Here is a 25,464-nt window from a genome sequence, read left to right on the forward strand (position 1 = left end):
ACGCTCCGGTCGGACCACCGCCGACGACCCGCACCCGCCGACGCCGACGGGTGCGGGTTCCGGTGCGGGAGTCAGCAGTAGATCGAGGTGAACACGCCCATGACGGCGGTCGCGGGCGCCTCGGCCGGGAGCGGGTTGTAGGACAGCGTGGCCCGCGTGCCGTCGTCCGCGCGGGTGGCGTAGGTCAGGTAGCCGATCAGCTCGCCGCCGTGGCCCCACACCGACCGGCCGCACGGCAGGTCGAACCGCTGCAACCCCAGGCCGTAGGCGAAGATCGTGCCGGTGTCGTCCACCGTGCGCCGCATGGCGTCGAGGGACGCCGCGCTGGTCAGCCTGCCGCTCAGGAGAGCGTCGAAGAACCGGTTGAGGTCCTCGGCGGTGGAGATCATCTCGCCCGCCGCCCAGTCCAGGGTCGGGTTCATCAGGGTCGCGTCGACCAGCCGCCCGTCGACCTCCGCGTAGCCGCGGGCGTGCGGGTGCGGCAGGGCCGGCCACCGCCCCGGCACGCTGGTGCGCGTCAGGCCGAGCGGGCGCAGGATCCGGGAGCGCACCTCGTCGCCGTAGGGCCGGCCCGTCACGCGTTCGACCAGCATCCCGGCGACGACGTAGTTCGTGTTCGAGTAGTGCCACCCCTGCCCCGGGTCGAAGTAGGGCGTCCCGGCGAACGCCACGTCCAGCAGCTCCTGGGGCCGGTAGGTCCGGAACCGGTCCGCGCCCCGCCACCGGTTGGTGGAGTAGCCCGCCTCGTGCGCGTAGTCGTACAGGCCGCTGGTGTGGTTGAGCACCTGGCGCACGGTGGCCCGGTCGCCGTTGCGGCCATTCGGCACGCCGGTCACGTACCGGTCGACGGGGTCGTCCAGCCCGACCCGGCCCTCGTCCACGAGCTGCATCACGACGGTGGCGACGAAGGTCTTGGTGACGCTGCCGATCCGGAAGTGCCCGCCGACCGCCGCCTCACCCGCCGCGTCCGCGCGGACACCCGCCGAGTCCTCGACGGTGAGCAGCGCACCGGACGCCCAGTCCTGCTCCACCCACCCGTCCAGCGCGGGGAACGCGCCGGTCACCGCCAGCACGACGCCGGCAATCGCAGTGTTGATCATCACGGGGACCACGCTAGGGGGCGGCGCCGCGACCGCCCATGAGGAGCACCACCCGGTCGGCTGTGGAAAACCCCAACGGCGATGTGCCCTGGACCGTCGCCCCTGGCAGGATCGGGGTGTGAGTGACATTCAACGTGTTGGAGTGGTGGGCTCGGGCCTGATGGGCTCCGGCATCGCCGAGGTCTGCGCGCGCGCCGGCCTCGACGTGCTGGTGGCCGAGGTCAACCCGGACGCCACGGAGGCCGCGCGGGGGCGGATCGCCTCTTCGCTCGGCCGAGGGGTGCGCAGCGGCAAGCTGTCCGCCGAGGACCGGGACGCCGCACTGGAGCGCCTCCGGTTCACCACCGACCTCGCCGACTTCGCCGACCGGAACCTGGTCGTGGAAGCCGTCGCGGAGAACGAGCAGGTCAAGACCGAGGTGTTCGCGGCGGTGGACAAGGTCGTCGCGGACCCGGACGCGATCTTCGCGTCCAACACCTCCTCGATCCCGATCATGAAGCTGGGCATGGCCACCAGCCGTCCCGAGCAGGTGATCGGCGTGCACTTCTTCAACCCGGTGCCGGTGCTGAAGCTGGTGGAGCTGGTGCCCTCGCTGCTGACCGGCGACGAGACCAAGACCAGGGCCGAGGCGTTCGTGACCGGGGTGCTGCACAAGGAGGTCATCCGCTCGCAGGACCGGGCCGGGTTCGTCGTCAACGCCCTGCTGATCCCCTACCTGCTGTCGTCGATCCGGATGCTGGAGTCCGGCTTCGCCAGCGCCGACGACATCGACAACGGCATGGTGCTCGGCTGCGCGCACCCGATGGGTCCGCTGCGCCTGACCGACCTGATCGGCCTGGACACCACCAAGGCGATCGCCGAGTCGATGTACGAGGAGTTCAAGGAGCCGCTGTACTCGCCGCCGCCGCTGCTGCTGCGCATGGTGGACGCGGGACTGCTGGGCAAGAAGAGCGGGCGCGGGTTCCACAACTACGCGTCCTGAGCGGGACCACCGCCCGGACCGGGCGTTCGCGGGGCCGTCGATCCTGGTGATCGGCGGCCCCGCCCGCATGTCCGGGGCGCTTTACCACAGCACCGGGTCCGCCGTCACCCGAACAACTCCGCGAACAATTAACAGCAGCGTCTCGAATGGTGGAGAGCATTAGCCGGCAAACGATCGACCGTACCCCGGGCCGCGCCGGGGACAAAATGCCACGATCCGTCATCGACGACGGCCGTCCGATTAGTGCGAAAGACTGACGAAGAGCTCGTCAAGAGGCCGTTCGGAGTAGTCTTGATTACCGTCGTCTTCCTCGTGGTCACTGATCGACAGGACCTGTGACCTGCCTTTAGAGTGCCCTACGTCACGCTACGGCCGCCTGGTGGACAAGATTGCTTCGCCTAGCGTAACTTTCGACTCGCCCCCCACGAGGAGAACCCCGCCTTGGACCCTCAAAAAGTATCCATACGCGATTTCACGGGCCGCCAGCTCAGCGCCCTGTTGCATTCGCTGGGTATCACGGACAATACCGTCAAATCCGTGGGACTACTCGCTGACGCGCTCGGACCCGGCGGTCTCCGACCGGTTTCCACCAGCCCGGCCTGGCCTTCCGACGTCGCCGACGACCACACCCCGGTCGAGTTCTCCACGGCGTTCGCGGCAGGCGAGTCACCGACCCTCCGGACCATCGTCGAACCCACCGCGACCAGGCCTTCCCGTGCGGCCAACACGTCGGCGGCGCTCGCCGCGCTGGACCGGATGAAGCGTCACGGCGGCCTGGACACCCGCCGTTTCGACGCGGTCAAGAGCCTGTTCCTGCCGGAGCACCCGGAACGGGATTTCGCGTTCTGGTACTCACTGGTTTTCCGGCGTGACGAAGCACCCGCGGTGAAGGTCTACTTCAACCCGGAAGTGCGCGGTGAAGACGCCGCCGAGGAACTGGTGCGCGAAGGCCTGGAGCGGACCGGTTTCGCCGCCGGTTTCCCGGTTCTCCGCAACCACGCGGTCTCCCGGCCCGGACTTGACAAGTATTCCTTCTTCGCCCTCGACCTGGTCGAACAACAGCGGGCGCGGGTGAAGGTGTACATCTCCCACCACGCCGCCGATGTAACGGACGTCACGCGCGCCGCGAACGCCGCCCGGGGTGTCGATGTGGACAGGGTGCCCGACTTCTGCTTGCTCACCGGCGGGAGCACCGGAACGTTCGACAAGCGTCCCCTCATTTCCAGCTACACGTTCCTGGACGGCGACGCGGACGCGCCGAGCGGCTATTCCCTGTACGTGCCGATCCGGGACTACGTGGCCGACGACGAAGAGGCCCGCCGCCGGGTGCTCGCGATCATGGCCAAGTACGACATGGACCCCACGCAGTTCGACAGCGCGCTGCGCACCATCGCGCGACGTCCGCTGGACGAGGGCGTCGGCCTGATCGCCCACGTGTCGTTGCGCATGGGCAGGCCGCGCCCCGGAATCACCGTCTACCTCTCGTCCGAGGCCTACGACGTGGCTTCGCCGCGTTCGGTCAGCCTGGCAGGCTAGGAGTCACCCATGCCCACGATGGAGCCGTACCGCATCAAGGTCGTGGAGCCCATCCCGATCACCACGCGCGCGCACCGCGAGCGGGCGCTGGCCGCCGCCGGGTACAACCCGTTCAACCTCGCCGCCACCGACGTGACGATCGACCTGCTCAGCGACTCGGGCACCGGCGCCCTGTCCGCCGAGCAGCAGGCGGCGGGGCTGCGCGGTGACGAGACCTACGCGGGCGCGCGCTCCTACTACCGGTTCCACGACGTGGTGCAGGACCTGACCGGCTACCCGCACGCCTTCCCCGTGCACCAGGGGCGCGCGGCCGAGCGGATCCTGTTCACCGCGCTGCTCAAGCCGGGCCAGGTCAGCGTCAGCAACACGCACTTCGACACCACGCGCGCGAACGTCGAGATCCTCGGCGGCCAGGCCGTCGACCTGCCGTGCCAGGCCGCCAAGGACCTCGACGACGACGCGCCGTTCAAGGGCGACATCGACCTGGACGCGTTGGACGCCGTCCTGTCCGGGCCGCAGGACGTCGCCGTCGTGCTGCTCACCATCACCAACAACGGTGGTGGTGGGCAGCCGGTGTCGATGGCCAACCTCAAGGCGGCGGCCTCGATCGCCCGCCGCCACGGTGTGCCGTTCATCCTCGACGCGGCGCGCTTCGCGGAGAACGCGTGGCTGGTCACGCAACGGGAGCCCGGTTACGAGCACCACACGCCGCGGCAGGTCGCCGAGGAGGCGTTCCGGCTGGCCGACGGGTGCGTGGCGAGCCTGAAGAAGGACGCCATCGTCCACATGGGAGGGTTGCTCGCCCTCCGCGACCCCGAGCTGGCCGCCAAGTGCGAGCTGCTGCTGATCGCGACCGAGGGCTTCCGCACCTACGGCGGTCTCTCCGGCCGTGACCTGGAGATGCTGGCGCAAGGCCTGCTGGAGGTGACCGACCCGGAGTACCTGCGGGCCCGGGCGGACGCCACCTCGTACGTGGCGGAGCTGGCCCAGGCGGCGGGGGTGGACAGCGTGCGGCCGACCGGGGTGCACGCGGTGTACCTCAACGCCGGACGCCTGCTGCGGCACCTGCCGCCCAGCCGGTTCCCGGGGTTCGCCCTGGCCACCGAGCTGTACCTGGCGGGCGGCATCCGGTGCGCCGAGCTGGGGTCGCTGTACCTCGGCGGCCTGGACGACGCGGGTGAGCTGGTCAAGCCCGCGCCGTACGAGCTGGTCCGGCTGGCCATCCCCCGCCGGGTCTACACGCAGAGCCACCTGGAGTACGTCGGCGAGACGCTGGCGGAGATCGCGAAGGACCCCGAGCGGGTCCCCGGGTACCGGTTGACGTACGCGCCGAAGCTGTTGCGGCACTTCAACTGCCGGCTCGAACCGGTGGTGTAGGTGGGACGGGTGACCGGTTCCGGTCACCCACCGTCGCAGCCCCGCCGCGGGCGCACCGGGGCCCGAAGGCCCGGCGTCCGCGCGAGCGCGTCGCCCGGCCCCCGGCCGTCGGGCGGTCAGGCCATGGCGTCGAGCCGGTCCATGGTGTGCTGGATCAGGCTCACCAGCACGGTCTTGGCCGACTCGCGGTCCCGCGCGTCGCACAGCACGAGCGGGATGGCCGCGTCCACGTCCAGCGCCCGCCGCACCTCGTCGACCTCGTAGTTGTGCGCGCCCTCGAAGCAGTTCACCGCGATGATGAACGGGATGCCGCGCCGCTCGAAGAAGTCGATCGACGGGAAGCTGCTGTCCAGCCGCCGCGTGTCGACCAGGATCACCGCGCCGATCGCGCCGTAGGCCAGCTCGTCCCACATGAACCAGAACCGGTTCTGGCCGGGTGTGCCGAACAGGTACAGCACCACCTCGGGGTTGATGGTGATGCGGCCGAAGTCGAGGGCGACCGTGGTCGTCTCCTTGGACTCCAGGCCCAGCACGTCATCGACGCCGACACCGGCCTCGGTGAGCAGCTCCTCGGTGTGCAGCGGGGGTATCTCGCTGACCGAGTTGACCATCGTCGTCTTCCCGGTGCCGAAGCCACCGGCGATGACGATCTTCACTGGGGTGGGGACGAGCAGTTCCCCACCCGGCCGCTCAGATTCCACGGACACCATCCAACACCGCCTGGAGCAGGTTCCGGTCCGGCACCTGCGGGACTCGGGAGGGGTCACGGATCACGACGTCACCGCGCTGGATCAGATCGCTCAACAACACCTTGACGACGACGAGCGGCACGTCGAGGTACGCGGCGACCTCCGCCACGGACAGCGGGCGCCGGCACAGCTCCATGATCTCCATGTGCTCGACCGACAACGCGTCCGGGTCCGACGGCGACGGCATCGCGCGCACCTGCGTCACCAGGTGCAGCTCCGGTCGCAGCGGACGGGTCCGACCGCGCACCATCGCGTAAGGGCGGACCAGCGGGCCCGCGGCCTCGTCGTACCACCAGTCCTCGCGGCCCGCCATCAGGAGGACCTTCGGGCGGCGGGCAGGCTCGCCGCGGCCGTGCCGCGCGGCGCCGACGACAGGTACGTGCCGACGCGCTTGACGAGCATGTTCATCTCGTAGGCGATCATGCCCATGTCGGAGTCCTCTTCGCCGAGGACGGCCAGGCAGGCGCCGTGGCCGGCCGCCGTGACGAAGAGGTAGGCGTGCTCCATCTCGACGATGGTCTGCCGCACCGCGCCGCCGCCGAAGTGCCGCCCGGTGCCGCGGGCCAGGCTCTGGAACGCCGACGCCATCGCGGACAGGTGGTCCGAGTCGTCCTTCGACAGCCCTGGAGAGCGGCCCAGCAGCAGACCGTCCGCCGAGAGGACCACCGCGTGCCGAGCTCCGACCACCCGGCCGACCAGGTCCTCCAACAACCAGTTCAGTTCGTTGTGCTGGCTGGTCATGTCGTTCATCGGGTTGCCTTTCCGGTTTCCAGTCGTCCGGCCACTGCTGCTGGTCAGGGTTCGAGGTCGTCGGCGGGTGTCCGACGGGCGTCGCGTGTGCCCCGTTGGAACGCCGACAGGCCCTTGCGGACCCTCTCGGCGGACTTCTCGGGGTCGACCTCGGGGAGCGGTTCGGGCGAAGGGTGGAAATCGTTGCGCACCAACTGCGGCGCCAGGTTCTGCTGACGACGCCTGCGTGGCAGTTCGGGTCGGTCGGAGTTGGCGGCGGCCGACTCCGGCTCGTCGGCGGGCCACTCGGACGTGGCCCGCTTCCGCTGCGGCAGTTCCAGCTCGCCGCTGCGCTGCGACAGGTCCAGCCCGCCGCTCAGTCGTTCGACCTCTGGAGTGGGATCCTGGGTGACGGCGGCCTCGGCCTGGGCCCAGAACCCCTCGAGGTCTCGGGAACTGTCGGGAAACCTGGCGTTTCGCACTGAGTCGTCGCCCTGCTCCGGGATGTCGTGGAAGGAGCGTCGGGGCAGCTGCCGGGTCTCGGCGGGCTCCGTCGCCGTGGTGGGGCCCGCGACGATCGCGGACGGGATCAGCACGAGTGCCAGCGTGCCGCCGTAGGGCGAGTCGCGCAGCTCGACGTGGACGCCTCGGCGGGCGGCCAACCGGGCGACGACGAACAGGCCGAGGCGCGACTCGCCGCGCAGGCGCATCGCGTCGAACTCCGGCGGGTCCGCCAGCATCGCGTTGTGCTGCTCGCGGTCCTCGGGGTTGATGCCGAGGCCGTGGTCCTCGATCTCGACCACGATGCCCTGCGGCACCTCGCTGGCGTGCACCTGCACCTGGGACCGCGGCGAGGAGAACGCGGTGGCGTTGTCCACGAGCTCGGCGATCAGGTGGATGGTGTCGGCGACGGCCGCGCCGACCAGCGCGGTGTCCGGCACCGGGTTCACCTTGACCCGCACGTACTGCTCGGTCTCGGCGACCGCGGCGCGCAGCACGTCGAGCAGGCGCACCGGCTTGCGCCACTGCCTGCCCGGCTGCTCGCCCGCGAGGATGATCAGGTTCTCGGCGTTGCGGCGGGCGCGGGTGGCCAGGTGGTCGAGCTGGAACAGCGCGTCGAGCTGCTCGGGGTTCTCCTCCTCGCGCTCCAGCTTGTCCAGGATCTTCAGCTGGCGGTGCACGAGGCCCTGGTTGCGGTGCGCGATGTCGAGGAAGACCCGGTTGACGCCTTCACGCGCCTGGCTCTCCTTGACGGCCGCGGCGACGGCGGTGTACTGGGCGGCGTTGAACGCGTCCGCCACCTGGCCGATCTCGTCGCTGCCGTAGTCCAGCGGCGGCACCTCGACCTCGACGTCGACGTGCTTGCCCTCGCGGAGCCGGTCGACGATGTCGGGCAGCCGTTCGTGCGCCAGGGTCAGCGAGTCCTTCTTCAACGCCGTGAGGCGCGTGATCAGGGCCCGGTTGACCAGGCGGTTCGACGTGCGGATCGCGATCAGGATGCCGATGATCACGGCGAGCAGCGCGACCAGGCTGCCGATCAGCACGGTGCGGAACTTGCTCTCGCCGCGCCCCATGGTGACGTTCACCGCGCTCGACGCCTGCTCGCTGACCAGCGCGGTCAGCTCGTCGGAGATGGGGCCGCTGACGTTCTGCCACTCCTGCAGCGACCCGGCGTTGCTCGGCTTCGGGCCGTTCTGGATCAGCCGGCCCTCGAACTCGACCAGGCGCTTCCACTGGTCGCCCTCGATCATGAACTGGTAGTGCTCGCGCACCTCCGGCCGGGCGTAGGGCGCGATCGAGTCGTAGGAGGAGTGGTAGGCGCCGACGAGGTTGGCGAACTCGATGTGCTCCTCGGGCGTGAACTGGCCGGCGGCCAGGGCGCTGGAGGCGAGCGAGGTGGCCCGGGACATCCAGTCGGCGGCCTTGAAGTACTCGGTCGCGGTGATGGCGCCCTTCACGGACTCGTGGTCGGGCACCACCCGGGCCTGCACGCTGAACAGCGCGTCACCGGCGTCGAGGAGGCTGTTGTAGTACGTGTAGATCTCGGACTTCGAGGCGCGTTCGGCCTCCAGGGCGGAGCGGCGCTGGGGCAGCTGGTCCAGCAGCACGTTGAGCGCGTTGATCTTGTCGACGATCTCCTGCGGCGCCTGCGACGCCAGCTCCTCGAACGCCGCCCGCATCTCGTCGACCGCGCGGTCGGTCTCGGCCTGCTGCACCTCGAGATCGCTGGTGCCGAGGGCGGGCTGGCTCAGCGCCGTCATGCTGAGCTCGCGCTCCTTCTGCAGCGCCGCGAAGGTCTGGACCGCCGGGATCGAGGCGTCCTTCACGCCGGAGGCGACGGCGCGGAGGTAGAAGCCGTCGAACAGGGTGTACGACGAGAACAGCGCCCACATGATGAGCAGGACGATGCTGGGGACGACGACGACACCGGTGAGTCGTGATCGGATCGTCTTGTAGTTCGTCTCCGTGGTGCTCTTCTGCTTCACAGCGCTCCGCAGCCTCGTCCGTTGCCAGGTCAGGCGCAGCACTAGGACCGCTGACTCTTCTTCACCCGATCGGCGACGGAACGGTAACACTCAAAGATCATCATTACGAAGAGACAGCGATCACTTGCGCGACGCGACGATGAGGTTACCCAGTCGAGTGATCCCACGAACAGGGGGCCGATGTGAACTTCTTCGCACCGGCCCCCTCACTTTCACGGCTTCGGCACCGAAACCACGTTGTACGTCGTCGTGGGCGTGGGAGGGGTGGTGAAACGGGCGTTGGGCAGGTAGAGGCGGCCGGCGAACGACGCGACCGTGGTGGGCACGTCGAACCGCGCGTCCGTGACCTTGGTCACGAGCGCGCCCCGCGTGCCGTCCTTGGCCAGGGAAAACACCGCGACCGCGTTGAGCCGGTTCTGCACGACGTACAGCGTGCGGCCCTCGACCAGCAGCCCGTCGCCGTTGGTCAGCACCTCGCCGCCCAGGTCGACGGCGGTCGTCACACCGCTGCGCGCGTCGACGCGGTGCAGTTGGCCGGTGTTGCTCTGGACGATCAACAGCGCTTTGCCGTCGGGCGTCTCCGCGATCCCGTTGGCGTTGTTCACCCCCGGGGTCAGGACGAAGTCACCGGACAGCGGAATCGCGGTGTGCGAGTCCGGCAACGAGCCGTGCCGGCCGAACGGAACTCGATAGATCATCGCCTTCCGCGAGTCGGTGAAGTAGGCGGCGGCGTCGGTGATCACGACATCGTTGACGAACGTATTCGCGTCGTCCGCGAACCGGTAGGACTCGAGGACCGCTCCGGTCCGGGCGTCGACGACCCGCCCGTCGCCACCCGCGCCGCCGGCCACGAACAGCCGCTTGCGCGAATCGACCTTCAGCCCGACCGACGCCGTGCCGGGCCCCTGGCTGAACACCTCGCCGCGCCCGGTGCGGAGGTCGACGCGGAACAGGTCCCCGTCGGCCCGCGACCCGAAGTAGGCGGTCGGCGCGGCCCCGATCGCGATGCCCTCGGGCAGGAACCCGTCGGGCAGGGGGAACTCGGCGGGGAACGGGTGTGCTTGCGCTGCGGCGGCGGGCGCGGCGGTGACGAGGGAGACCCCCAGCACCACGGCGGCCAGCGCACCGGGTGAGCGAGACATGACCACTCCTTTTCGCTTTTGCGGCGTCCCGGGAGTGTTCCGCAGCGCTCGGCCACCGGCGAACCCCACGGCGCGCGTGGGGTGGCATCCACAGCGAACCGACAGCAGCAGGGGCCCGGTTCGAGATAGGGGTCGGTCGAGATAACGAAAGGGTAACGGTCAGGTCGCGGACCGGGTTCGGTACGTATGCCACTGTGTCCACCGCCCACCGGCGGTCGGGGTTCACCGCACACATGCGCGTACCTACGACGAGGTGACACATCCATGACGCGAAACCAGGGGCGGCACCGCTTCTCCCGGCGCACGAAGCTGACTGCCGGCGTGACCGGGTTGGCGCTCACGATCGGCCTGGCCGTCGCGATCAGCACCACCGGCGATCAAGGCACCGCCCAGGCGGACGGGGCCGACATCTCCCTGTTCGTCGACATCACCAAGCAGCAGCGCAACGTGAAGGCGCCCCAGCCGCGCCGGGGCGCGAGCACCGGCACGTTCACCGTGGACTGCGGCCGCAACGAGAACGGCCACTTCAACCCGGACAACTTCATCGCGCAACCGGGTGTCCGCAACGGCGCCGAGCACCTGCACGACTACGTGGGCAACGTGTCGACCGACGCCGACTCCACCGACGAGAGCCTGCTCGAAGCCGACACCACCTGCAAGAACGGCGACAAGTCCGCCTACTTCTGGCCCGTGGTCCGGATCGACCGCGAGAACGAGGACGACGAGCCGGGCGAGCCGGCCGGCGCCGAGGTCGAGTGCCCGGACGTGCGGCGCAAGCTGCGCGACGTGCCGCGCCAGGCCAAGGCCGAGGTGGACCGCAACATCCAGGCGATGAAGGACCAGATCGCGGAGGCCAACACCAGGCTGAAGGCCGCCGCCGACGTCGACGACCCGAACTTCGTCAACAACGCGGTCCTCCGGCCGCTGCGGGACAAGCGGACCGCGGCGATCGACCGCATCGTCCAGGCCATCGACCGGGTCGGCCAACGCCCGCGCGGGCTCAAGCGGCTCGCGCCGTGCACGGTGAAGGACGGCGACGCCAACGACGCCAAGGTCGCCGAGGCGGCCCAGGAGGCCGAGGCGGACGCGCCGGAGAAGGGCGACGGCAAGAGCGCCAGCGACGAGAACGAGCTGCCCGGCAACGAGGGCGAGATCCAGCGGCCCGAGGTCGTGGACATCACCTTCCGCGGCAGCCCCGTCGGCAAGGTCGAGGCGATGCCGCAGTTCCTCCGGATCCTCTACGGCGACGCGAAGGTCTCCACGAACGGGCCGAAGAACGCGCGCAACTCGTGGACCTGCACCGGGTTCGAGGACAAGGTGCTGATCAACAAGTACCCGATCTGCCCCGAGGGCAGCAAGGTCAAGCGCGTGCACGACTTCAACAGCTGCTGGGACGGCAAGAACACCGACAGCGCCAACCACCGCGACCACATCGTCGCGCCCGACCGGAACGGCAAGTGCCCGAACGGGTTCAAGGCCGTGCCGCAGCTGCGGATCAGCCTGACCTACGACATCCCGCGCGACGTCCAGGTGGCCGGGCAGTACGCGGTCGACGCCTTCCCGCAGGAGGAGCACAACCCGTTCTCCGACCACGACGACTTCGCGAACGTGATGTCCGACGAGATCATGAACCGACTGGTGCAGTGCGTGAACTCCGGCCGCCGGTGCAAGGAGTGACGGCGCGGAGAGCGGACTCCGCGAGGTGAGAAGACGTCATCCCCGGCCCGCGCGGCGGCAGGTCGGGGATGGCCCCTTCCCGGGGCGCGTTCCCTCTCACCCCGGCGAGGTAACCCGAGCGTGTCTTGATCACCGGGGAGGTCCTCGTGGCACGCATCCGCCCGTCCAAGCCGATGGCGGTCTTCGGGGCCGTGGTCGGCGTGGCGATCCTGGTCTTCGGCCTGGTCGACTTCCCGTTGGACCGGCCGTTCATCTGGCTGTGGCCGGCCGTCGGCATCGGCATCGTCGTGTTCAACCTGTGGGCCGCGTTCAGCGAGAACGGCGCGACCCAGATCATCGACGAAGACCGCCGGTAGGGTCAGCCCGCCTGCAGGGCCAGGTACAGGTCCACCCGTTCGGTGAAGTCCGACAGGTTCACGCCCAGCAGGTCCCCGACCCGCCCCACCCGGTACCGCAGGGTGTTCACGTGGACGTGCAGGCGCGCGGCGGCGGTGGTCCACGAGCCGGAGCAGTCGAGGAACACCCGCAGCGTGCCCACGAGGTCCGAGCCGTGCTCGGCGTCGTAGTCCAGCACCGGGCCGAGCAGCCGGCGGCGCAGCGAGCGGCGCAGCTCCTCCGGCACGCCGGCCAGCAGCAGTTGGTGCAGCGCGATCTCCTCCCCCGCCACCACGCACGTCCGCCCGGTCCGCCGCTCGCCCAGCCGCCGGGCGTGCGACGCCTCCTCCGCCGCGCCGCGCAGCCCCGAGTGGCCGACCGGTGACGAGATCCCGACCAGCACCCTGGCCGAGCGCAACCCCGGTTCCACCGCCCGCAGCGCCGACCGCACGCCCTCGGTCCACGCCCCGGACGGCGCGAGCGCGTACACCTCCGCGCCGACGGCGGACACCAGGGACGCCGACGTGACCGACGCCAGCACCTCCTCGACCAGCGCGACGGCCTGCTCCGCCTGCCCCTCCGAGACGGAGGCCGCCAGCACGCGCAGCGGCGCGTCCGGGTCCCACCCGACCGCCGCGATCCGCGCGGCCAGGTCGCCGCCCGCGAACACCTGCCGCAGCAGCGGACCGGCCGCGCGGTTCTCGATCTCCCGACCCTGCACGACCCGCGCCCGCTCCACCCCGACCAGGCTGGCCAGCTCGGCGGCCACGTCGTCCCGCGTGCGGTCGCCGGAGACCACGAGGATCCACGACGTCAGCCGCGAGCCCCCGCGCGCGGACACCGGCAGCAACGTCCGGCCGCGCACCACCCTGGGCAGCCGGTCGGCCAGCAGGAACTCCCGCACCAGCTCCACCGCTTCGGGCAGCTCCGGCCCGGCGACGACGTGACCGGTGCACGACAGCACCCAGCACGGCGCGTCCAGCTCCGCCGCGCCCGCGGCCACCAGCTCGGACAACCCGCCGCCGTCGGCGACCACGGTCAGCAGCCGCCGGTGCCTGCCGAGCTGCGCGCCCGCGTCGCCCACCCGTTCGGCCGCCAGCTCCGAGACGACCCGTTCGGTGATGACCGCGAACGACAGTTCGACCGGCACCTCCAGCAGCGGCACGCCGTGCCGGGCACACGCCTGGACCAGCGCCTCGGGCAGTCCCGCCGCTTCGGGCGAACTGGCGGCCAGCGCGGAGACCCCCGCTGCCGCCAGGGACGAGACGAACCGGTCGCAGTCGGCGGCCGTCCGATGCCACAGGAGTCCGGAGAGCACCAGCTCGCCACCGGAGAGGTAGCGGGCCGGGTCGGGCAGCTCTGTGCCGTAGAGCCTGGTCACGGGCCTGTCCAGGGCTTCGGCGCCGCCGACGAGGCGCAGCCGGAGCTCCGGCATCCCGAGCAGGCTCCGAACCAGCAACACGGCCGTCCCCTCCCCGTCATCCGGGCGCTTTACCTTCGTCCGATCGTGTTTGTAGGAAAGCACAAATCCACTCGCCGTAGGAGCCTGGGATTCGGCCGCACCGCCGTAGCCGACCACCACCCCCGGTCTGTGTACTGGCTCACACACCGCGCACCCCACCCACCGAGGTAGCCGATGGATTTCCTCCGCCCCGCCACCCTCGCCGAGGCGCTGGCCCTCAAGGCGCAGCGCCCGGACGCCGTGCCCATCGCCGGCGGCACGGACGTGATGGTGGAGCTGAACTTCGACCACCGCCGGCCTGCCGCCCTGCTCGACCTGACCCGGATCGCCGAACTCCGCTCCTGGGACGTCGACGGCGAGGACCGCGGCGGCGACGGTGGCACGGTGCGCATCGGCTCCGGTGTCCCGTACACGCGGATCATCGACGAGCTGGGCGACCGCCTGCCCGGCCTGGCGATGGCGTCCCGCACGGTCGGCTCGCCGCAGATCCGCAACCGGGGCACGGTCGGCGGCAACCTCGGCGCCGCCTCGCCCGCCGGCGACACGCACCCCGTGCTGCTCGCCGGCGGCGCCACCGTCGAAGCCGCCTCGACCAGGGGCACCCGGCTGATCCCGGCCACCGGGTTCTACCTGGGCGTGAAGCGCCACGCGCTGGAGCCGGACGAGCTGATCACGGCGATCCACGTGCCGGCCACGCGGGCGCCGCAGCAGTTCGCCAAGGTCGGCACGCGCAACGCCATGGTGATCGCGGTGTGCTCGTTCGCCGTCGCCCTGCACCCGACGCGGCAGCGGGTCGGCGCGGCGGTCGGCAGCGCCGCGCCCACCCCGCGCCGGGCCACGGCCGCCGAGGAGTTCCTGTCCGGCGAGCTGACCGCCACCGACCAGTGGGACTCGCCGAAACCGCTGCTCGACTCGGTGAAACGGCGGTTCGGCGAGCTCGTGGCGGAGGCCGCGAGCCCCATCGACGACGTGCGCGGCTCGGCCGCGTACCGCAAGCACGCCCTCTCCGTGCTGGCCCGCCGCACGCTCGACTGGGCCTGGCGCGACTACACCGAGGAGGTGGCCTGACCATGCGGGTGAACGTGACGGTGAACGGCGAGCCGAGGCAGGCCGACGACGTGTGGGAGGGCGAGAGCCTGCTGTTCCTGCTGCGCGAGCGGCTGGGGCTGCCCGGGTCGAAGAACGCGTGCGAGCAGGGCGAGTGCGGCTCGTGCACGGTGTACCTGGACGGCACGCCGGTGTGCTCCTGCCTGGTGGCCGCGGGCCAGGCGCAGGACCGCGAGGTCCGGACGGTGGAGGGCCTGGCCGACGGCGATCGGCTCGACCCGGTCCAGGCGGCGTTCGTGGAGGCGGGCGCGGTGCAGTGCGGGTTCTGCACGCCCGGTCTCGTGGTCGCCGCGCACGACCTGCTCGACCGGGTGCCGCGGCCGAGCGACCCGGAGATCCGCGAGGCGCTGGCCGGGAACCTGTGCCGCTGCACCGGGTACGAGAAGATCCTGGACGCCGTGCGCCTGGCCGCGAGCCGCAAGGCGGACCCGGAGGCCGCGACCCGATGACACCGACCATCCTCGACGGCGTCGCGGTGGCCGCGGTGGACGCCGCGGGCACCGAGCACGCGTTCGGCCACGTCGTCGTCGAGCACGGCCGGATCACCGCCGTGGGCGCCGGCCAGGCGCCCAGGCCGACCGGCCCGCACACGTGGGTCGACGGCAGCGGCTGCCTGGTCACGCCCGGCCTGGTCAACACCCACCACCACCTCTACCAGTGGGCGACCCGGGGCTTCGCCCAGGACGCCACCCTGTTCGAGTGGCTGACCACCCTGTACCCGGTGTGGCGCGGCCTGGACGCCGAGATCACGCACTCGGCGGCCTCCGCCGGGCTGGCGAGGCTCGCGACGACCGGGTGCACGACCGCCGCCGACCACCACTACGTCCACCCGCGCGACGGCGGCGACCAGTTCGCCGCCCTGGTCGAGGCCGGCCGGCGCATCGGTGTCCGCCTGCACGCCGTCCGCGGCTCGATGGACCGCGGCCGGTCGCACGGCGGCCTGCCGCCGGACAACCTGGTCGAGGACACCGAGGTCGCGCTCGTCGCCACCGAACAGGCCGTCAACGACCACCACGACCCGAGCCCGGACGCGCTGACCCGGGTCGCCGTCGGGCCGTGCTCGCCGTTCTCGGTCAGCGCCGAGCTGATGACCGGCGCAGCGGAACTGGCCCGCGCCAAGGGCGTCCGGCTGCACACCCACCTCGCCGAGACCGTCGACGAGGAGGACCAGTGCCGGGCCGAGTACGGCTGCACGCCCACCGAGTACGCCGAACGCCTCGGCTGGCTCGGTGACGACGTGTGGCTCGCGCACACCGTGCACCTGTCGCCCGACGCGGTGAAGCGGCTGGGCGCGACCGGCACCGGCAGCGCCCACTGCCCCACCTCCAACGGCCGGCTCGGCACCGGCATCGCCCCGGTCCGCGACCTGCTCGACGCGGGCGCCCCGGTCGGCCTCGGGGTGGACGGCGCGGCGTCCAACGAGTCCGGCGGGATGGTCGAGGAGCTGCGCCAGGCCCTGGTGCAGGCCAGGCAGCGCGGCGGTCCCAAGGCGCTGGACGTCCGCCGGGCGCTGTGGCTGGGCACCATGGGCGGCGCGCGCTGCCTCGGACGTGACCGGGAGATCGGCTCGATCGAACCGGGCAAGCTCGCCGACCTGGCCGTGTGGCGGCTCGACGGTCTCGACCACGCGGGCATCGACGACCCGGTGGCCGCCTTGGTGCTCGGGCCGCAGCCGACGCTGAAGCTCCTGCTGGTGGGCGGCCGGACCGTGGTGGACGACGGCGAGCTGCGCACCGCCTCCGAGACCGAGCTCGCGCGCGACCTGCGCGCCGCCGCCGAGCGACTGAAGGGGACGCGATGAGCCTCACCCCGGCCGAACTGACCTCCGCCGTGTCCGGCGGCGTCGGCTCCAGCCCGCAGCGGCCCGACGGGAACCTCAAGGTGCGCGGCGAGTTCGCCTACGCCTCGGACCTGTGGCACGAGGACATGATCTGGGGCGCGACCCTGCGCAGCCCGCACCCCTACGCGCGGATCGTCTCGATCGACCTGACGGAGGCGCTCCGGGTGCCCGGGGTGCACGCCGTGCTCACGCACGAGGACGTGCCCGGCCGCAACCGGTACGGGTTGGAGCACAAGGACCAACCCGTGCTCGCCGAGGACATCGTCCGCTACCAGGGCGAACCGGTCGCGCTCGTCGGCGCGGACCACCCGGAGACCGCGCAGCGCGCCATGAAGCGCATCAAGGTGCGGTACGAGGTGCTCACGCCCGTCGTGGACATGGAGACGGCGGTCGACGACACACCGCTGCACCCCGGCGGCAACCTCGTGCGGCACGTGCCCGTGCGGCGGGGCGACCAGCACGCCGAGGCCGAGGTCGTGGTCACCGGCCGGTACGAGGTCGGGATGCAGGACCAGGCGTTCCTCGGGCCCGAGTCCGGTCTGGCCGTGCCCGCAGAGGACGGCGGCGTCGACCTCTACATCGCCACCCAGTGGCTGCACGTCGACCAGGGCCAGGTCGCGGCGGCCCTCGGCATGCCGCTGGAGCGGGTGCGGCTGACGCTGTCCGGTGTCGGCGGCGCGTTCGGCGGGCGCGAGGACCTGTCCATGCAGGTGCACGCGTGCCTGCTGGCGCTGCGCACGGGCAAGCCGACCAAGATGGTCTACAACCGCGAGGAGTCGTTCTACGGGCACGTGCACCGGCACCCGGCGGTGCTGTACTACGAGCACGGCGCGGACCGCACGGGCAAGCTCGTGTACGTCCGGGCCCGCATCTACCTCGACGGCGGCGCCTACGCCTCCAGCACCCCCGCCGTGGTGGCGAACGCGGCCACGCTCGGCGTCGGCCCCTACGACGTCGACAACGTGACGGTCGACTGCTGGGGCGTCTTCACGAACAACCCGCCGTGCGGCGCGATGCGCGGGTTCGGCGCGGTGCAGTCCGCTTTCGCCTACGAGTCCCAGATGGACAAGCTCGCCGAGGCGCTGGGCATGGACCCGGTCGACGTGCGGATCGTCAACGCGATGAGCGAGGGCTCGGTCATGCCGACCGGGCAGGTGGTCGACTCGGCCGCGCCCGTCGCGCGGTTGCTGAAGCTGGTGAAGGACAAGCCGATGCCGCCGGCGGCGACCGCGGTCGACCTGCGCGACATGCCCGGCGGCGTCTCCAACACCACGCACGGCGAAGGCGTGGTGCGCGGCGTGGGCTACGCCGTGGGCATCAAGAACATCTGCTTCTCCGAGGGCTACGACGACTACTCCACCGCCCGGGTGCGCTTGCAGGTCATCAACGGCGAACCGGCCGCGCTGGCGCACACCGCCGCGGCCGAGGTCGGGCAGGGCCTGGTGACGATCATGCAGCAGATCGTGCGCACCGAGCTGGGGGTGGAGCGGGTGACGATCCTGCCGATGGACACCAGCATCGGCAACGGCGGCTCCACCTCCGCTTCCCGCCAGACCTACGTCACCGGCGGCGCGGTGAAGGCCGCCTGCGCGGCCGTGCGGGAGAAGCTGGCCGAGCTCGCCGGCGGCCGCGACCCGGCCGCCGCGGACCTGGCCGGCCTGCTGGGCGACGACGTGATCGACGAGACGGTGGAGTGGCGGCACCGCGCCACCGAGCCCATCGACCCCGAGACCGGGCAGGGCAACGCCCACGTGCAGTACGGGTTCGCCGCGCACCGCGCCGTGGTGGACGTGGACGTGGAGCTCGGCCTGGTGAAGGTGGTCGAGCTCGACTGCGCGCAGGACGTCGGCAAGGCGCTCAACCCGCAGGCCGTGCTCGGCCAGATCCAGGGCGGCTCGGCGCAGGGCCTCGGCCTCGCGGTGATGGAGGAGATCCAGACCGAGGGCGGCAAGGTGCGCAACCCGTCGTTCACCGACTACCTCATCCCGACCGTGCTCGACATGCCACCGATGAGCATCGACGTGCTGGAGCTCGCCGACCCGAACGCGCCGTACGGTGTGCGGGGCGTCGGCGAGCCGCCCACCATCTCGTCCACCCCGGCCATCGTCGCGGCCATCCGCGCCGCCACCGGTCTCGCCCTGACCCGGGTGCCCGTGCGACCGGAGCACATCACCGGCACCTGACCCCCGCGCAGGCCCCCGCACCGATCGACCCAGCCGCCACGTCCGCCGTGGCGCGCACGCGCACGCCCCGAGGAGCACCCCATGACCACGTCCGTGTCCCCAGACCACGCCTGGCTGCGCGAGTCGATCGACCTCGCCACCCGCAACGTCGCCGCCGGCGGCGGCCCGTTCGGCGCGGTGGTCGTCCGGGCAGGCGAGGTGATCGCCACCGGCACCAACCAGGTCACCGCGGCGCTGGACCCCACCGCGCACGCCGAGGTGGTCGCCATCCGGGCGGCGTGCCGGGTCGTCGGCGACTTCCGGCTCACCGGTTGCGCGCTCGTCTCGTCCTGCGAGCCGTGCCCGCTGTGCCTGGCCGCGGCGCTGTGGGCGCGGGTGGACCGGGTCGTCTACGCCGCCGACCGGCACGACGCCGCCGCGGCCGGGTTCGACGACCGCGAGTTCCACGAGCTGTTCGGCCGGCCGCGCGAGACGTGGAGCCTGCCGGTGCACCGGGTCGCCACGGGCGAGGACACCGCGCCGTTCGCCGCGTGGCTGTCCCGGCCCGACCGCGTCGACTACTAGCAACCCCGAGCCGGCACCTCCGGGCGGACCACCCGACGCGATCGACGACCGGCTCGCCCGCGCGGCCGACGGTCAGGAGCCCAGCAGCCCCCGCTCGTAGGCCACCGCGACGGCGGCGGCGCGGTCCTTCACGCCCAGCTTGGCGTAGACGTGCACCAGGTGCGTCTTCACGGTGGCCTCACTGATGAAGAGCTTCGCCGCCGCCTCGCGGTTCGTGCACCCCTGGGCGATCAGGCCCAGCACCTCCACCTCGCGGTCGCTCAGCGGCTCCGCCACCGGCTGCCGCACCTGACCCACGAGCCGCGTCGCCACGGACGGTGACAGCACCGCCTCCCCCCTGGCCGCCGAACGCACCGCCCGGAACAGCTCGTCACGTGGCGTGTCCTTCAGGAGGTACCCCGTGGCGCCGGCCTTGATCGCGGGCAGCACGTCGCTGTCCGTGTCGTACGTCGTCAGCACCAGCACCCTGGTCGGGAAGCCGCGCAGCCGTTCTATGGCCGTGACGCCGTCCACGCCGGGCATCCGCAGGTCCATCAGCACGACGTCCGGCCGCAGCGCCCGCACCACGGTCACCGCCTCCCCGCCGTCCGCCGCCTCCCCCACCACGTCCACGTCGCCGGCGCCCGCCAGCATCCCGCGCAGCCCGTCGCGCACGACGGGGTGGTCGTCCACGATCACCACGCGGATCACGGCGCCACCTCGGCGGGGATCGCGGGCACCGACGCGGACACCGCCGTGCCGCCGCCCGGCTCCGACTCCACGATCAGCGCGCCCGCCAGGCGTGACACCCGCTGACGCATGCCGACCAGCCCGAACCCGTCCGTCCTCACCTCCGGGTCGAACCCCGCGCCGTCGTCGCGCACGTCCAACGTCACCACGTCCTCCATGTACGACAACGTCAACCCGACCCGGGTGGCGCGCGCGTGCTTGGCGACGTTCGACAGCGCCTCCTGCGCGGCACGCAGCAACGTCACCTCGACCTCGGGGTGCAGGGGCCGCGCCGCACCCGTCGTGCTGATCGAGGCCGCCACCCCCGTCTGGTCCGTCCACCCCGCCGTGACCTCGGCCAACGCGTCCGGCAGGTTCGCGTCCACCAGCGCGGGCGGGCGCAGGGCGTGCACCGAGCGACGGGCCTCGGCCAGGTTCTCCCGGGCCAGCCGCAACGCCGTCTCGACGTGCCGCGGCGGGCTCTCGTCCGCCTGGAGCTGCGTGATGATGCCGGCGAAGCCCTGGGCGAGGGTGTCGTGGATCTCCCGCGCCAACCGCTGCCGCTCGTCCAGCACGCCCGCCTCGTGCGCCTGGATCAGCAGCTGGGCGTGCAGGCCGGCGTTCTCCCGCATCATCGCCGCCATCTCGGCGACCATCTCCTTGCGGCGCCGGGACTGCTCGGAGGTGACGTGGCCGACCGTGGTGAACGTGCAGGCGATGATCACGATGAACACCACGATGATCAGGTACACCAGGATCGGCCCGAGCTCCGCCGGCGGGAAGCCGCCGTACAGCGAGGTCGCCGCGAGGACGCCGGTGGCCGACACCCCGACGAGCTTCCACCGGCCGGGCAGCACGTCGATGGCGTAGATGTACCCGGCGAAGGAGAAGAACCCGAACAGCGGGTCGCGCAGCCCCAGCAGCGCGTAGGACACCAGGACGCCGACGAAGAACAAGGTCATCAGGCCGGTCCGGGAGCGCCAGCCCGGGTGCAGGGTGTACCACCAGAGCATCCACAGGGCGGTCACCGCCGCGATGCCGACGTTGGCCGCCCTGGTCGGCCCGGGGTCCGTCCCCACCACCAGGTACATGACGGTCGTCAGCACCAGGACGAAGTACGGGATGGCGTGCCCGGCGACGTTCAGCCGCCGCTCCCACGTGTCCAGCACGTCCATCGCGCGCACCCCTACTCCCAGCGGAACGACTTCGCCGCGACGGTACCCGCCGCCACCGTGACCAGGGCCAGCACGCCGAGGTGCGCCGGGTCCGGCGCGACGCCCAGCCACGACTGCTGCAACGCCTCGACGCCCGGCGGCAGGTACGCGCCGACGGCGTTGAGGAAGTCCGGCAGCAGGAACCTCGGCAGGTACACGCCGCCGAAGAACATGACCAGCATGAACACCACGGTCGCCCACCCGCCGGCGGACCTCGCGTTCGGCGCCCAGGCCGCGACCAGCAGGCCGATCGCGGACAGTGACGACATCCCGAGCAGGAACGTCACCAGGAACCAGAACGGGTGGTGCGGCAGGTCGATGCCGAACACCGTCCGGGACACGACCGCGAGCAGCGCCACCGAGATCACGCCCGCGATCAGGTTGACGAGCACCTGCGCCACCAGCAGGCGCGCCGGGTGGACCGGGGTGGTGGAGAAGCGGCGCAGCACCCCCTTCTCGCGGTAGGTGGCGACCGTGGCGGGCAGCTTGTTCAGGCCGAGGAACGCCAGCGTGGTCACGACCAGCGACGACATGAAGGCGTCGATGAACCGCTGGTCGCCGAAGTTCGGGTCGGGGGTGCGCAGCGCGGGGATCGCGCCGAGCACCAGCAGCAGGATGGTCGGGAAGAGGACGGCGAACACGACCATGCTCGGTTCGCGCAGGAACAGCTTCCACTCGGTGTTGACGATCTTCAGCATGTCTACTGCTCCGTGAGCGCGCGGCCGGTGAGGCAGATGAAGGCGTCGTCCAGACCGGCCTGCTCGATGCGCAGGTCGGCGGCGACGATCTGGTTGCGGGCGAGGACGGACGTGACGGCGTGCAGCAGGTTGCCGGTGCCGGTTACGACGAGCTGCGGGCCGTGCTTCTCGACGCCGGAGACCTCGGGCAGCTCTTCGAGCAGCCGAACGTCCAGCGGCGCGGTCGGCCGGAACCGGACCCGCTGCTCACCGTCCACCCGGGACACGAGGCCGGCCGGGGTGTCGACCGCGACCAGCTTGCCCGCGTCGATCACGGCGATCCGGTCGCACAGCCGCTCGGCCTCCTCCATGAAGTGGGTGACCAGCACGACCGTGACGCCGGCGTCGCGGATCTGCTCGACCAGGCTCCACGTGTCGCGGCGGGCCTGCGGGTCGAGGCCCGTGGTGAGCTCGTCCAGCACCGCGACCTTGGGCTTGCCGATCAGCGCCAACGCGATGGAGACGCGCTGCTTCTGGCCGCCGGAGAGCTTGCGGTACTCGGTCTTGGCGCGATCGGCCAGGCCGAGGCGCGCCAGCAGCTCACGCCAGTCGGCCGGGTCGCGGTAGAAGGACGCGTACAGGTCCAGCGCCTCGCCGACCCGGATGCGGTCGGGCAGCTCGCTCTGCTGCAGCTGCGCGCCGAGCCGGGTGCGCAGCTCCGCCCGGTCGCGTCGCGGGTCCAGGCCGTCGACGCGGATCGTGCCGCCGTCCGGGGTGCGCAAGCCCTCCACGCACTCCACGGTCGTGGTCTTCCCCGCCCCGTTCGGGCCGAGGATCCCGAAGATCTCCCCCTCGTCGACGGTGAACGAGACACCGTCCACCGCGACCTTCCGGTCGTAGGTCTTGACGAGGTCGACCACCTCGATGATTGCCATGCCACAAGCGTCGTCGGCGGGGCGTCCGAGCGGATCACACGGCGGGCCACACCTCGCATCAACCGATCGGTTGATCTTCCCGTAGACCACCCCGAGCCGCCCTCAGGGTGCACCCGGGCGTTCAACTCGGGGGTCGCGGACGTAGGACACGCGCGTTCGGAACGCAGGACACGCGCGGTCAGGGGATGGTGATCGCCCTCATCCGGTCGATCTCGTCGGTCTGGGACACGGAGACGTCGTTGGCCATCTCCTCGACCCGCACGTCGGTGCCCGAGGACAGCACCTCGATCGCCATCCGCACGGCGCCCTCGTGGTGGGCGATCATCAGCTGGAGGAAGAGCCGGTCGAAGTCCGCGCCGCGGGCCGCCGCCAGCGCGGCCAGCTGCTCGTCGGTGGCCATGCCGGGCATCGAGCGGTGGTCGACCTCCGGCAGGGTGGCGCCGTGGCCGTGCGCGGGCGCGTCCTCGGCGTACTGCCGCTGCCACTGCTCCATCGCGGCGATCTCCGGGCCCTGCGTGTCGTGGATCCGCGACGCCAGGCCGCGCACGGTCTCGTTCTGCGCGCGTTCCGGCGCCAGCGCGGTCATCTCCAGCGCCTGCCGGTGGTGCACGATCATCGAGGCCACGTACCGGAGGTCCGCCTCGCTCGGCGCGACCCACCGATCGGTGCCGAAATCCTCCGGAGCCAGTGTCTGCGCTTGCTCACCGGGACCTTGCGGCGCGATGATCGGAGGCTGGTCGTCCGCCTGGGACGTACACCCCGCGAGGACGGCCACCAGCACCGCGACGAACAAGATCCGCATCCCGCTACCCCCTAGACCTCCGGTCGGCGTCAACGTACCCGGCCGTTCCACCAGCCGGAAGCCAGAAAATTTCCGACGATCGGGTCTGGTACTTAGCCAAGCGAACGGGTGATACTGCGGGCCCTGCAGTGGGTTGGAAGGGGAACCTGAAGTGGAAGCACGCGATGTGACCCGGCGGCGCAGAACGCCGGCGGCGGTCTTGGGGGCGTTCGCGCTGAGCCTGTCGGTCGTGGCCTGGGCGCCTCAGGCGACCGCCGCGCCGGACGACGCCGACCTGGCCGGGCTGTCCGAGACCCAGCTGTCGAGCCAGGAGCAGCCGGCCGCCGGCATCCCGGGCGTCGACGAGATCCGCAACAGCCGCAACGTCAAGCACCTGGCGAACCTGCCGAAGCCGGCGCCGTTCACCGCCTCGTCCACGTGGTCCGACCTGGCGTTCCAGAACGGCTACGCGTTCGACGGCAACTACGACGGCTTCGTCGTCTACGACGTGCGCAACCCGCGCAAGCCGGCCATCGTGAGCACGGTGTGGTGCCCGGGTTCGCAGAACGACATCTCGGTCAAGGACAACCTGCTCTTCCTGTCCACCGACTCGTCGCGCAGCGACAACTCCTGCGCCAGCACGCCGCTCTCCGCGACCAACAAGGACGCGTGGGAGGGCATCAAGATCTTCGACATCAGCGACAAGAAGAACCCGAAGTACGTCGCCGCGGTCGAGACCAAGTGCGGTTCGCACACGCACACGATGGTGCCGGACAAGAAGGGCAAGAACGCCTACCTGTACGTCTCGTCGTACGGTCCCAACGACACCTTCCCCGACTGCAAGACGCCGCACGACCTGATCAGCATCGTCAAGGTGCCGCTGAAGGACCCGGCGTCGGCCTCCGTGCTGTCGGAGACGGTGCTGTTCCCGGACGGCGGCAACCCCGGCCGTGACGGCACGGTCGAGGAGGGCTACGTCCGCGCCACCTCCGGCTGCCACGACATCACCGTGTACCCGTCGAAGGACCTCGCGGCCGGCGCCTGCATGGGTGACGGCGTGCTGTGGGACATCTCCGACCGGGAGAAGCCCCGCGAGATCAGCCGCGTCCAGGACAACGTGAACTTCGCGTTCTGGCACTCGGCCACCTTCAACAACGCCGGCACCAAGGTCGTCTTCACCGACGAGCTCGGCGGCGGCGGCGCGCCGACCTGCAACGAGAAGATCGGCCCGACCCGCGGCGCGGACGGCATCTACGACATCACCGGTCGTGGTGACAACCGCAAGCTGGAGTTCCGCTCGTACTACAAGATCTCCCGGACCCAGGGCGACACGGAGAACTGCGTGGCGCACAACGGCTCGCTGATCCCCGTCCAGGGCCGCGACATCATGGTGCAGGCGTGGTACCAGGGCGGCATCTCGATCTGGGACTTCACCGACTCCCGCAACCCGAAGGAGATCGGCTGGTTCGAGCGCGGCCCGCTGCCCGACGGCGCGGGCGGCGGCTCGTGGTCGGCGTACTACTACAACGGCTACATCTTCTCGTCCGACATGGCCAAGGGCTTCGACGTCCTCGACATCCGCGACCCGCGGACGGCGACCGGCAAGCTCGTCCGCGTCGGCGAGTTGAACGTGCAGACGCAGGGCTCGTACCGGGACCTGTTCCCGCGCTAGTCCGGACGGTCCGACCGTCGTGACACCAGGAGGGCCCGCCGCGCACCAGCGGCGGGCCCTTCGCTCATCCGACGGCGGGCGCCCTGCCCACCCGGTGGCGCGCCACTTCGCCCGCCCGGCGGACGCGCACCCTGCATATTCCCCTTTTAACACCGCATTCCCCAGGCC

General features: G+C 71.2%; 23 protein-coding genes. 11 read left to right on the forward strand and 12 right to left on the reverse strand.

Annotated features, from left to right (window positions below; translation table 11 throughout):
• Window positions 1-71 precede the first annotated feature (71 nt).
• Entirely contained in the window at window positions 72-1,100 is a 1,029-nt protein-coding gene (locus IOD16_RS21765; RefSeq protein WP_201441494.1) for a serine hydrolase domain-containing protein, read from the reverse strand.
• A gap of 118 nt (window positions 1,101-1,218) precedes the next feature.
• On the opposite strand from IOD16_RS21765, the gene IOD16_RS21770 reads away from it, so the two are divergent.
• The 3 genes from IOD16_RS21770 to IOD16_RS21780 all read left to right on the forward strand — a co-directional run bounded on the left by IOD16_RS21770 (window position 1,219) and on the right by IOD16_RS21780 (window position 4,995).
• Window positions 1,219-2,082 carry a 3-hydroxybutyryl-CoA dehydrogenase gene (locus IOD16_RS21770; protein WP_123747244.1) on the forward strand — a complete coding sequence of 288 codons (864 nt, stop codon included), beginning with the start codon at window positions 1,219-1,221 and terminating at the stop codon, window positions 2,080-2,082.
• A 441-nt stretch (window positions 2,083-2,523) separates the two neighbouring features.
• The gene (locus tag IOD16_RS21775) at window positions 2,524-3,618 is read left to right on the forward strand and encodes a tryptophan dimethylallyltransferase family protein (protein WP_201435908.1); all 1,095 of its coding nucleotides are present in this window, start codon (window positions 2,524-2,526) and stop codon (window positions 3,616-3,618) included.
• 9 nt (window positions 3,619-3,627) lie between these two features.
• Window positions 3,628-4,995 carry a tryptophanase gene (locus IOD16_RS21780; RefSeq protein WP_201435909.1) on the forward strand — a complete coding sequence of 456 codons (1,368 nt, stop codon included), beginning with the start codon at window positions 3,628-3,630 and terminating at the stop codon, window positions 4,993-4,995.
• A 116-nt stretch (window positions 4,996-5,111) separates the two neighbouring features.
• Here the strand turns inward: IOD16_RS21780 and IOD16_RS21785 are convergent, their stop codons facing one another.
• From IOD16_RS21785 to IOD16_RS21805, 5 genes are all read right to left on the reverse strand, one after another.
• Window positions 5,112-5,705: a GTP-binding protein gene (locus IOD16_RS21785; RefSeq protein WP_123747241.1), complete on the reverse strand. Its 594-nt coding sequence runs from the start codon at window positions 5,703-5,705 to the stop codon at window positions 5,112-5,114.
• The gene (locus IOD16_RS21790; RefSeq protein ID WP_053718070.1) at window positions 5,686-6,057 is read right to left on the reverse strand and encodes a DUF742 domain-containing protein; all 372 of its coding nucleotides are present in this window, start codon (window positions 6,055-6,057) and stop codon (window positions 5,686-5,688) included. Before IOD16_RS21790 ends, IOD16_RS21785 begins: the two co-directional genes overlap by 20 nt.
• On the reverse strand, window positions 6,057-6,494 hold the full coding sequence (locus IOD16_RS21795) for a roadblock/LC7 domain-containing protein (RefSeq protein ID WP_053718071.1): 438 nt from the start codon (window positions 6,492-6,494) through the stop codon (window positions 6,057-6,059). The genes IOD16_RS21790 and IOD16_RS21795 overlap by 1 nt, the downstream gene beginning before the upstream one ends.
• A gap of 44 nt (window positions 6,495-6,538) precedes the next feature.
• Entirely contained in the window at window positions 6,539-8,959 is a 2,421-nt protein-coding gene (locus IOD16_RS21800) for a sensor histidine kinase (protein ID WP_201435910.1), read from the reverse strand.
• 212 nt (window positions 8,960-9,171) lie between these two features.
• The gene (locus IOD16_RS21805) at window positions 9,172-10,101 is read right to left on the reverse strand and encodes an SMP-30/gluconolactonase/LRE family protein (RefSeq protein WP_201435911.1); all 930 of its coding nucleotides are present in this window, start codon (window positions 10,099-10,101) and stop codon (window positions 9,172-9,174) included.
• A gap of 264 nt (window positions 10,102-10,365) precedes the next feature.
• On the opposite strand from IOD16_RS21805, the gene IOD16_RS21810 reads away from it, so the two are divergent.
• Both IOD16_RS21810 and IOD16_RS21815 read left to right on the forward strand, forming a co-directional pair.
• A complete protein-coding gene (locus tag IOD16_RS21810; protein ID WP_201435912.1) occupies window positions 10,366-11,778 on the forward strand; it encodes a DUF1996 domain-containing protein in 1,413 nt (470 codons plus the stop codon).
• Window positions 11,779-11,924: 146 nt separating this feature from the next.
• Window positions 11,925-12,134: a hypothetical protein gene (locus tag IOD16_RS21815; RefSeq protein ID WP_236594270.1), complete on the forward strand. Its 210-nt coding sequence runs from the start codon at window positions 11,925-11,927 to the stop codon at window positions 12,132-12,134.
• Between the two features lie 2 nt (window positions 12,135-12,136).
• Here the strand turns inward: IOD16_RS21815 and IOD16_RS21820 are convergent, their stop codons facing one another.
• Entirely contained in the window at window positions 12,137-13,615 is a 1,479-nt protein-coding gene (locus IOD16_RS21820; protein ID WP_201435913.1) for a PucR family transcriptional regulator, read from the reverse strand.
• 174 nt (window positions 13,616-13,789) lie between these two features.
• Here IOD16_RS21820 and IOD16_RS21825 point away from each other — a divergent pair, with 174 nt between their 5' ends.
• From IOD16_RS21825 to IOD16_RS21845, 5 genes are all read left to right on the forward strand, one after another.
• On the forward strand, window positions 13,790-14,683 hold the full coding sequence (locus IOD16_RS21825; protein WP_201435914.1) for an FAD binding domain-containing protein: 894 nt from the start codon (window positions 13,790-13,792) through the stop codon (window positions 14,681-14,683).
• Between the two features lie 2 nt (window positions 14,684-14,685).
• Complete coding sequence (locus IOD16_RS21830; RefSeq protein ID WP_201435915.1) at window positions 14,686-15,171, forward strand: (2Fe-2S)-binding protein; 486 nt, start codon at window positions 14,686-14,688, stop codon at window positions 15,169-15,171.
• Complete coding sequence (locus IOD16_RS21835) at window positions 15,168-16,523, forward strand: 8-oxoguanine deaminase (protein ID WP_201435916.1); 1,356 nt, start codon at window positions 15,168-15,170, stop codon at window positions 16,521-16,523. The genes IOD16_RS21830 and IOD16_RS21835 overlap by 4 nt, the downstream gene beginning before the upstream one ends.
• Complete coding sequence (locus IOD16_RS21840) at window positions 16,520-18,745, forward strand: molybdopterin cofactor-binding domain-containing protein (protein ID WP_201435917.1); 2,226 nt, start codon at window positions 16,520-16,522, stop codon at window positions 18,743-18,745. The genes IOD16_RS21835 and IOD16_RS21840 overlap by 4 nt, the downstream gene beginning before the upstream one ends.
• Window positions 18,746-18,826: 81 nt before the next feature.
• Window positions 18,827-19,309 (forward strand): nucleoside deaminase, encoded by a 483-nt coding sequence (locus tag IOD16_RS21845; RefSeq protein WP_201435918.1) that lies wholly within the window; start codon window positions 18,827-18,829, stop codon window positions 19,307-19,309.
• Window positions 19,310-19,381: 72 nt separating this feature from the next.
• On the opposite strand, the gene IOD16_RS21850 is transcribed toward IOD16_RS21845, so the two are convergent.
• The 5 genes from IOD16_RS21850 to IOD16_RS21870 form a co-directional block, all read right to left on the reverse strand.
• The gene (locus IOD16_RS21850) at window positions 19,382-19,999 is read right to left on the reverse strand and encodes a response regulator (RefSeq protein ID WP_201435919.1); all 618 of its coding nucleotides are present in this window, start codon (window positions 19,997-19,999) and stop codon (window positions 19,382-19,384) included.
• On the reverse strand, window positions 19,996-21,192 hold the full coding sequence (locus IOD16_RS21855; RefSeq protein WP_201435920.1) for a sensor histidine kinase: 1,197 nt from the start codon (window positions 21,190-21,192) through the stop codon (window positions 19,996-19,998). Before IOD16_RS21855 ends, IOD16_RS21850 begins: the two co-directional genes overlap by 4 nt.
• Before the next feature lie 11 nt (window positions 21,193-21,203).
• The gene (locus IOD16_RS21860) at window positions 21,204-21,929 is read right to left on the reverse strand and encodes an ABC transporter permease (RefSeq protein ID WP_123747230.1); all 726 of its coding nucleotides are present in this window, start codon (window positions 21,927-21,929) and stop codon (window positions 21,204-21,206) included.
• A 2-nt stretch (window positions 21,930-21,931) separates the two neighbouring features.
• Entirely contained in the window at window positions 21,932-22,843 is a 912-nt protein-coding gene (locus tag IOD16_RS21865) for an ABC transporter ATP-binding protein (protein ID WP_201435921.1), read from the reverse strand.
• Window positions 22,844-23,021: 178 nt separating this feature from the next.
• Window positions 23,022-23,645 carry a DUF305 domain-containing protein gene (locus IOD16_RS21870; RefSeq protein WP_201435922.1) on the reverse strand — a complete coding sequence of 208 codons (624 nt, stop codon included), beginning with the start codon at window positions 23,643-23,645 and terminating at the stop codon, window positions 23,022-23,024.
• Between the two features lie 220 nt (window positions 23,646-23,865).
• Between IOD16_RS21870 and IOD16_RS21875 the strand changes: the two genes are divergently transcribed.
• Window positions 23,866-25,296, forward strand: coding sequence for an LVIVD repeat-containing protein (locus IOD16_RS21875; RefSeq protein WP_442978129.1), 1,431 nt, complete (start codon window positions 23,866-23,868; stop codon window positions 25,294-25,296).
• Window positions 25,297-25,464: the final 168 nt, after the last annotated feature.

It is taken from the genome of Saccharothrix sp. 6-C (assembly GCF_016695385.1).
Taxonomy (GTDB): Bacteria; Actinomycetota; Actinomycetes; order Mycobacteriales; family Pseudonocardiaceae; genus Actinosynnema; species Actinosynnema texasense.

Bases quoted from the DNA above. Each gene is read 5' to 3' on its own strand.
- IOD16_RS21830 (WP_201435915.1), top strand. From the start codon at position 14,686: ATGCGGGTGAACGTGACGGTGAACGGCGAGCCGAGGCAGGCCGACGAC.
- IOD16_RS21765 (WP_201441494.1), bottom strand. From the start codon at position 1,100: ATGATCAACACTGCGATTGCCGGCGTCGTGCTGGCGGTGACCGGCGCG.
- IOD16_RS21835 (WP_201435916.1), top strand. From the start codon at position 15,168: ATGACACCGACCATCCTCGACGGCGTCGCGGTGGCCGCGGTGGACGCC.
- IOD16_RS21780 (WP_201435909.1), top strand. From the start codon at position 3,628: ATGCCCACGATGGAGCCGTACCGCATCAAGGTCGTGGAGCCCATCCCG.
- IOD16_RS21790 (WP_053718070.1), bottom strand. From the start codon at position 6,057: ATGGCGGGCCGCGAGGACTGGTGGTACGACGAGGCCGCGGGCCCGCTG.
- IOD16_RS21810 (WP_201435912.1), top strand. From the start codon at position 10,366: ATGACGCGAAACCAGGGGCGGCACCGCTTCTCCCGGCGCACGAAGCTG.
- IOD16_RS21785 (WP_123747241.1), bottom strand. From the start codon at position 5,705: ATGGTGTCCGTGGAATCTGAGCGGCCGGGTGGGGAACTGCTCGTCCCC.
- IOD16_RS21840 (WP_201435917.1), top strand. From the start codon at position 16,520: ATGAGCCTCACCCCGGCCGAACTGACCTCCGCCGTGTCCGGCGGCGTC.
- IOD16_RS21870 (WP_201435922.1), bottom strand. From the start codon at position 23,645: ATGCGGATCTTGTTCGTCGCGGTGCTGGTGGCCGTCCTCGCGGGGTGT.
- IOD16_RS21805 (WP_201435911.1), bottom strand. From the start codon at position 10,101: ATGTCTCGCTCACCCGGTGCGCTGGCCGCCGTGGTGCTGGGGGTCTCC.
- IOD16_RS21795 (WP_053718071.1), bottom strand. From the start codon at position 6,494: ATGAACGACATGACCAGCCAGCACAACGAACTGAACTGGTTGTTGGAG.
- IOD16_RS21860 (WP_123747230.1), bottom strand. From the start codon at position 21,929: ATGCTGAAGATCGTCAACACCGAGTGGAAGCTGTTCCTGCGCGAACCG.
- IOD16_RS21865 (WP_201435921.1), bottom strand. From the start codon at position 22,843: ATGGCAATCATCGAGGTGGTCGACCTCGTCAAGACCTACGACCGGAAG.
- IOD16_RS21825 (WP_201435914.1), top strand. From the start codon at position 13,790: ATGGATTTCCTCCGCCCCGCCACCCTCGCCGAGGCGCTGGCCCTCAAG.
- IOD16_RS21845 (WP_201435918.1), top strand. From the start codon at position 18,827: ATGACCACGTCCGTGTCCCCAGACCACGCCTGGCTGCGCGAGTCGATC.
- IOD16_RS21855 (WP_201435920.1), bottom strand. From the start codon at position 21,192: ATGGACGTGCTGGACACGTGGGAGCGGCGGCTGAACGTCGCCGGGCAC.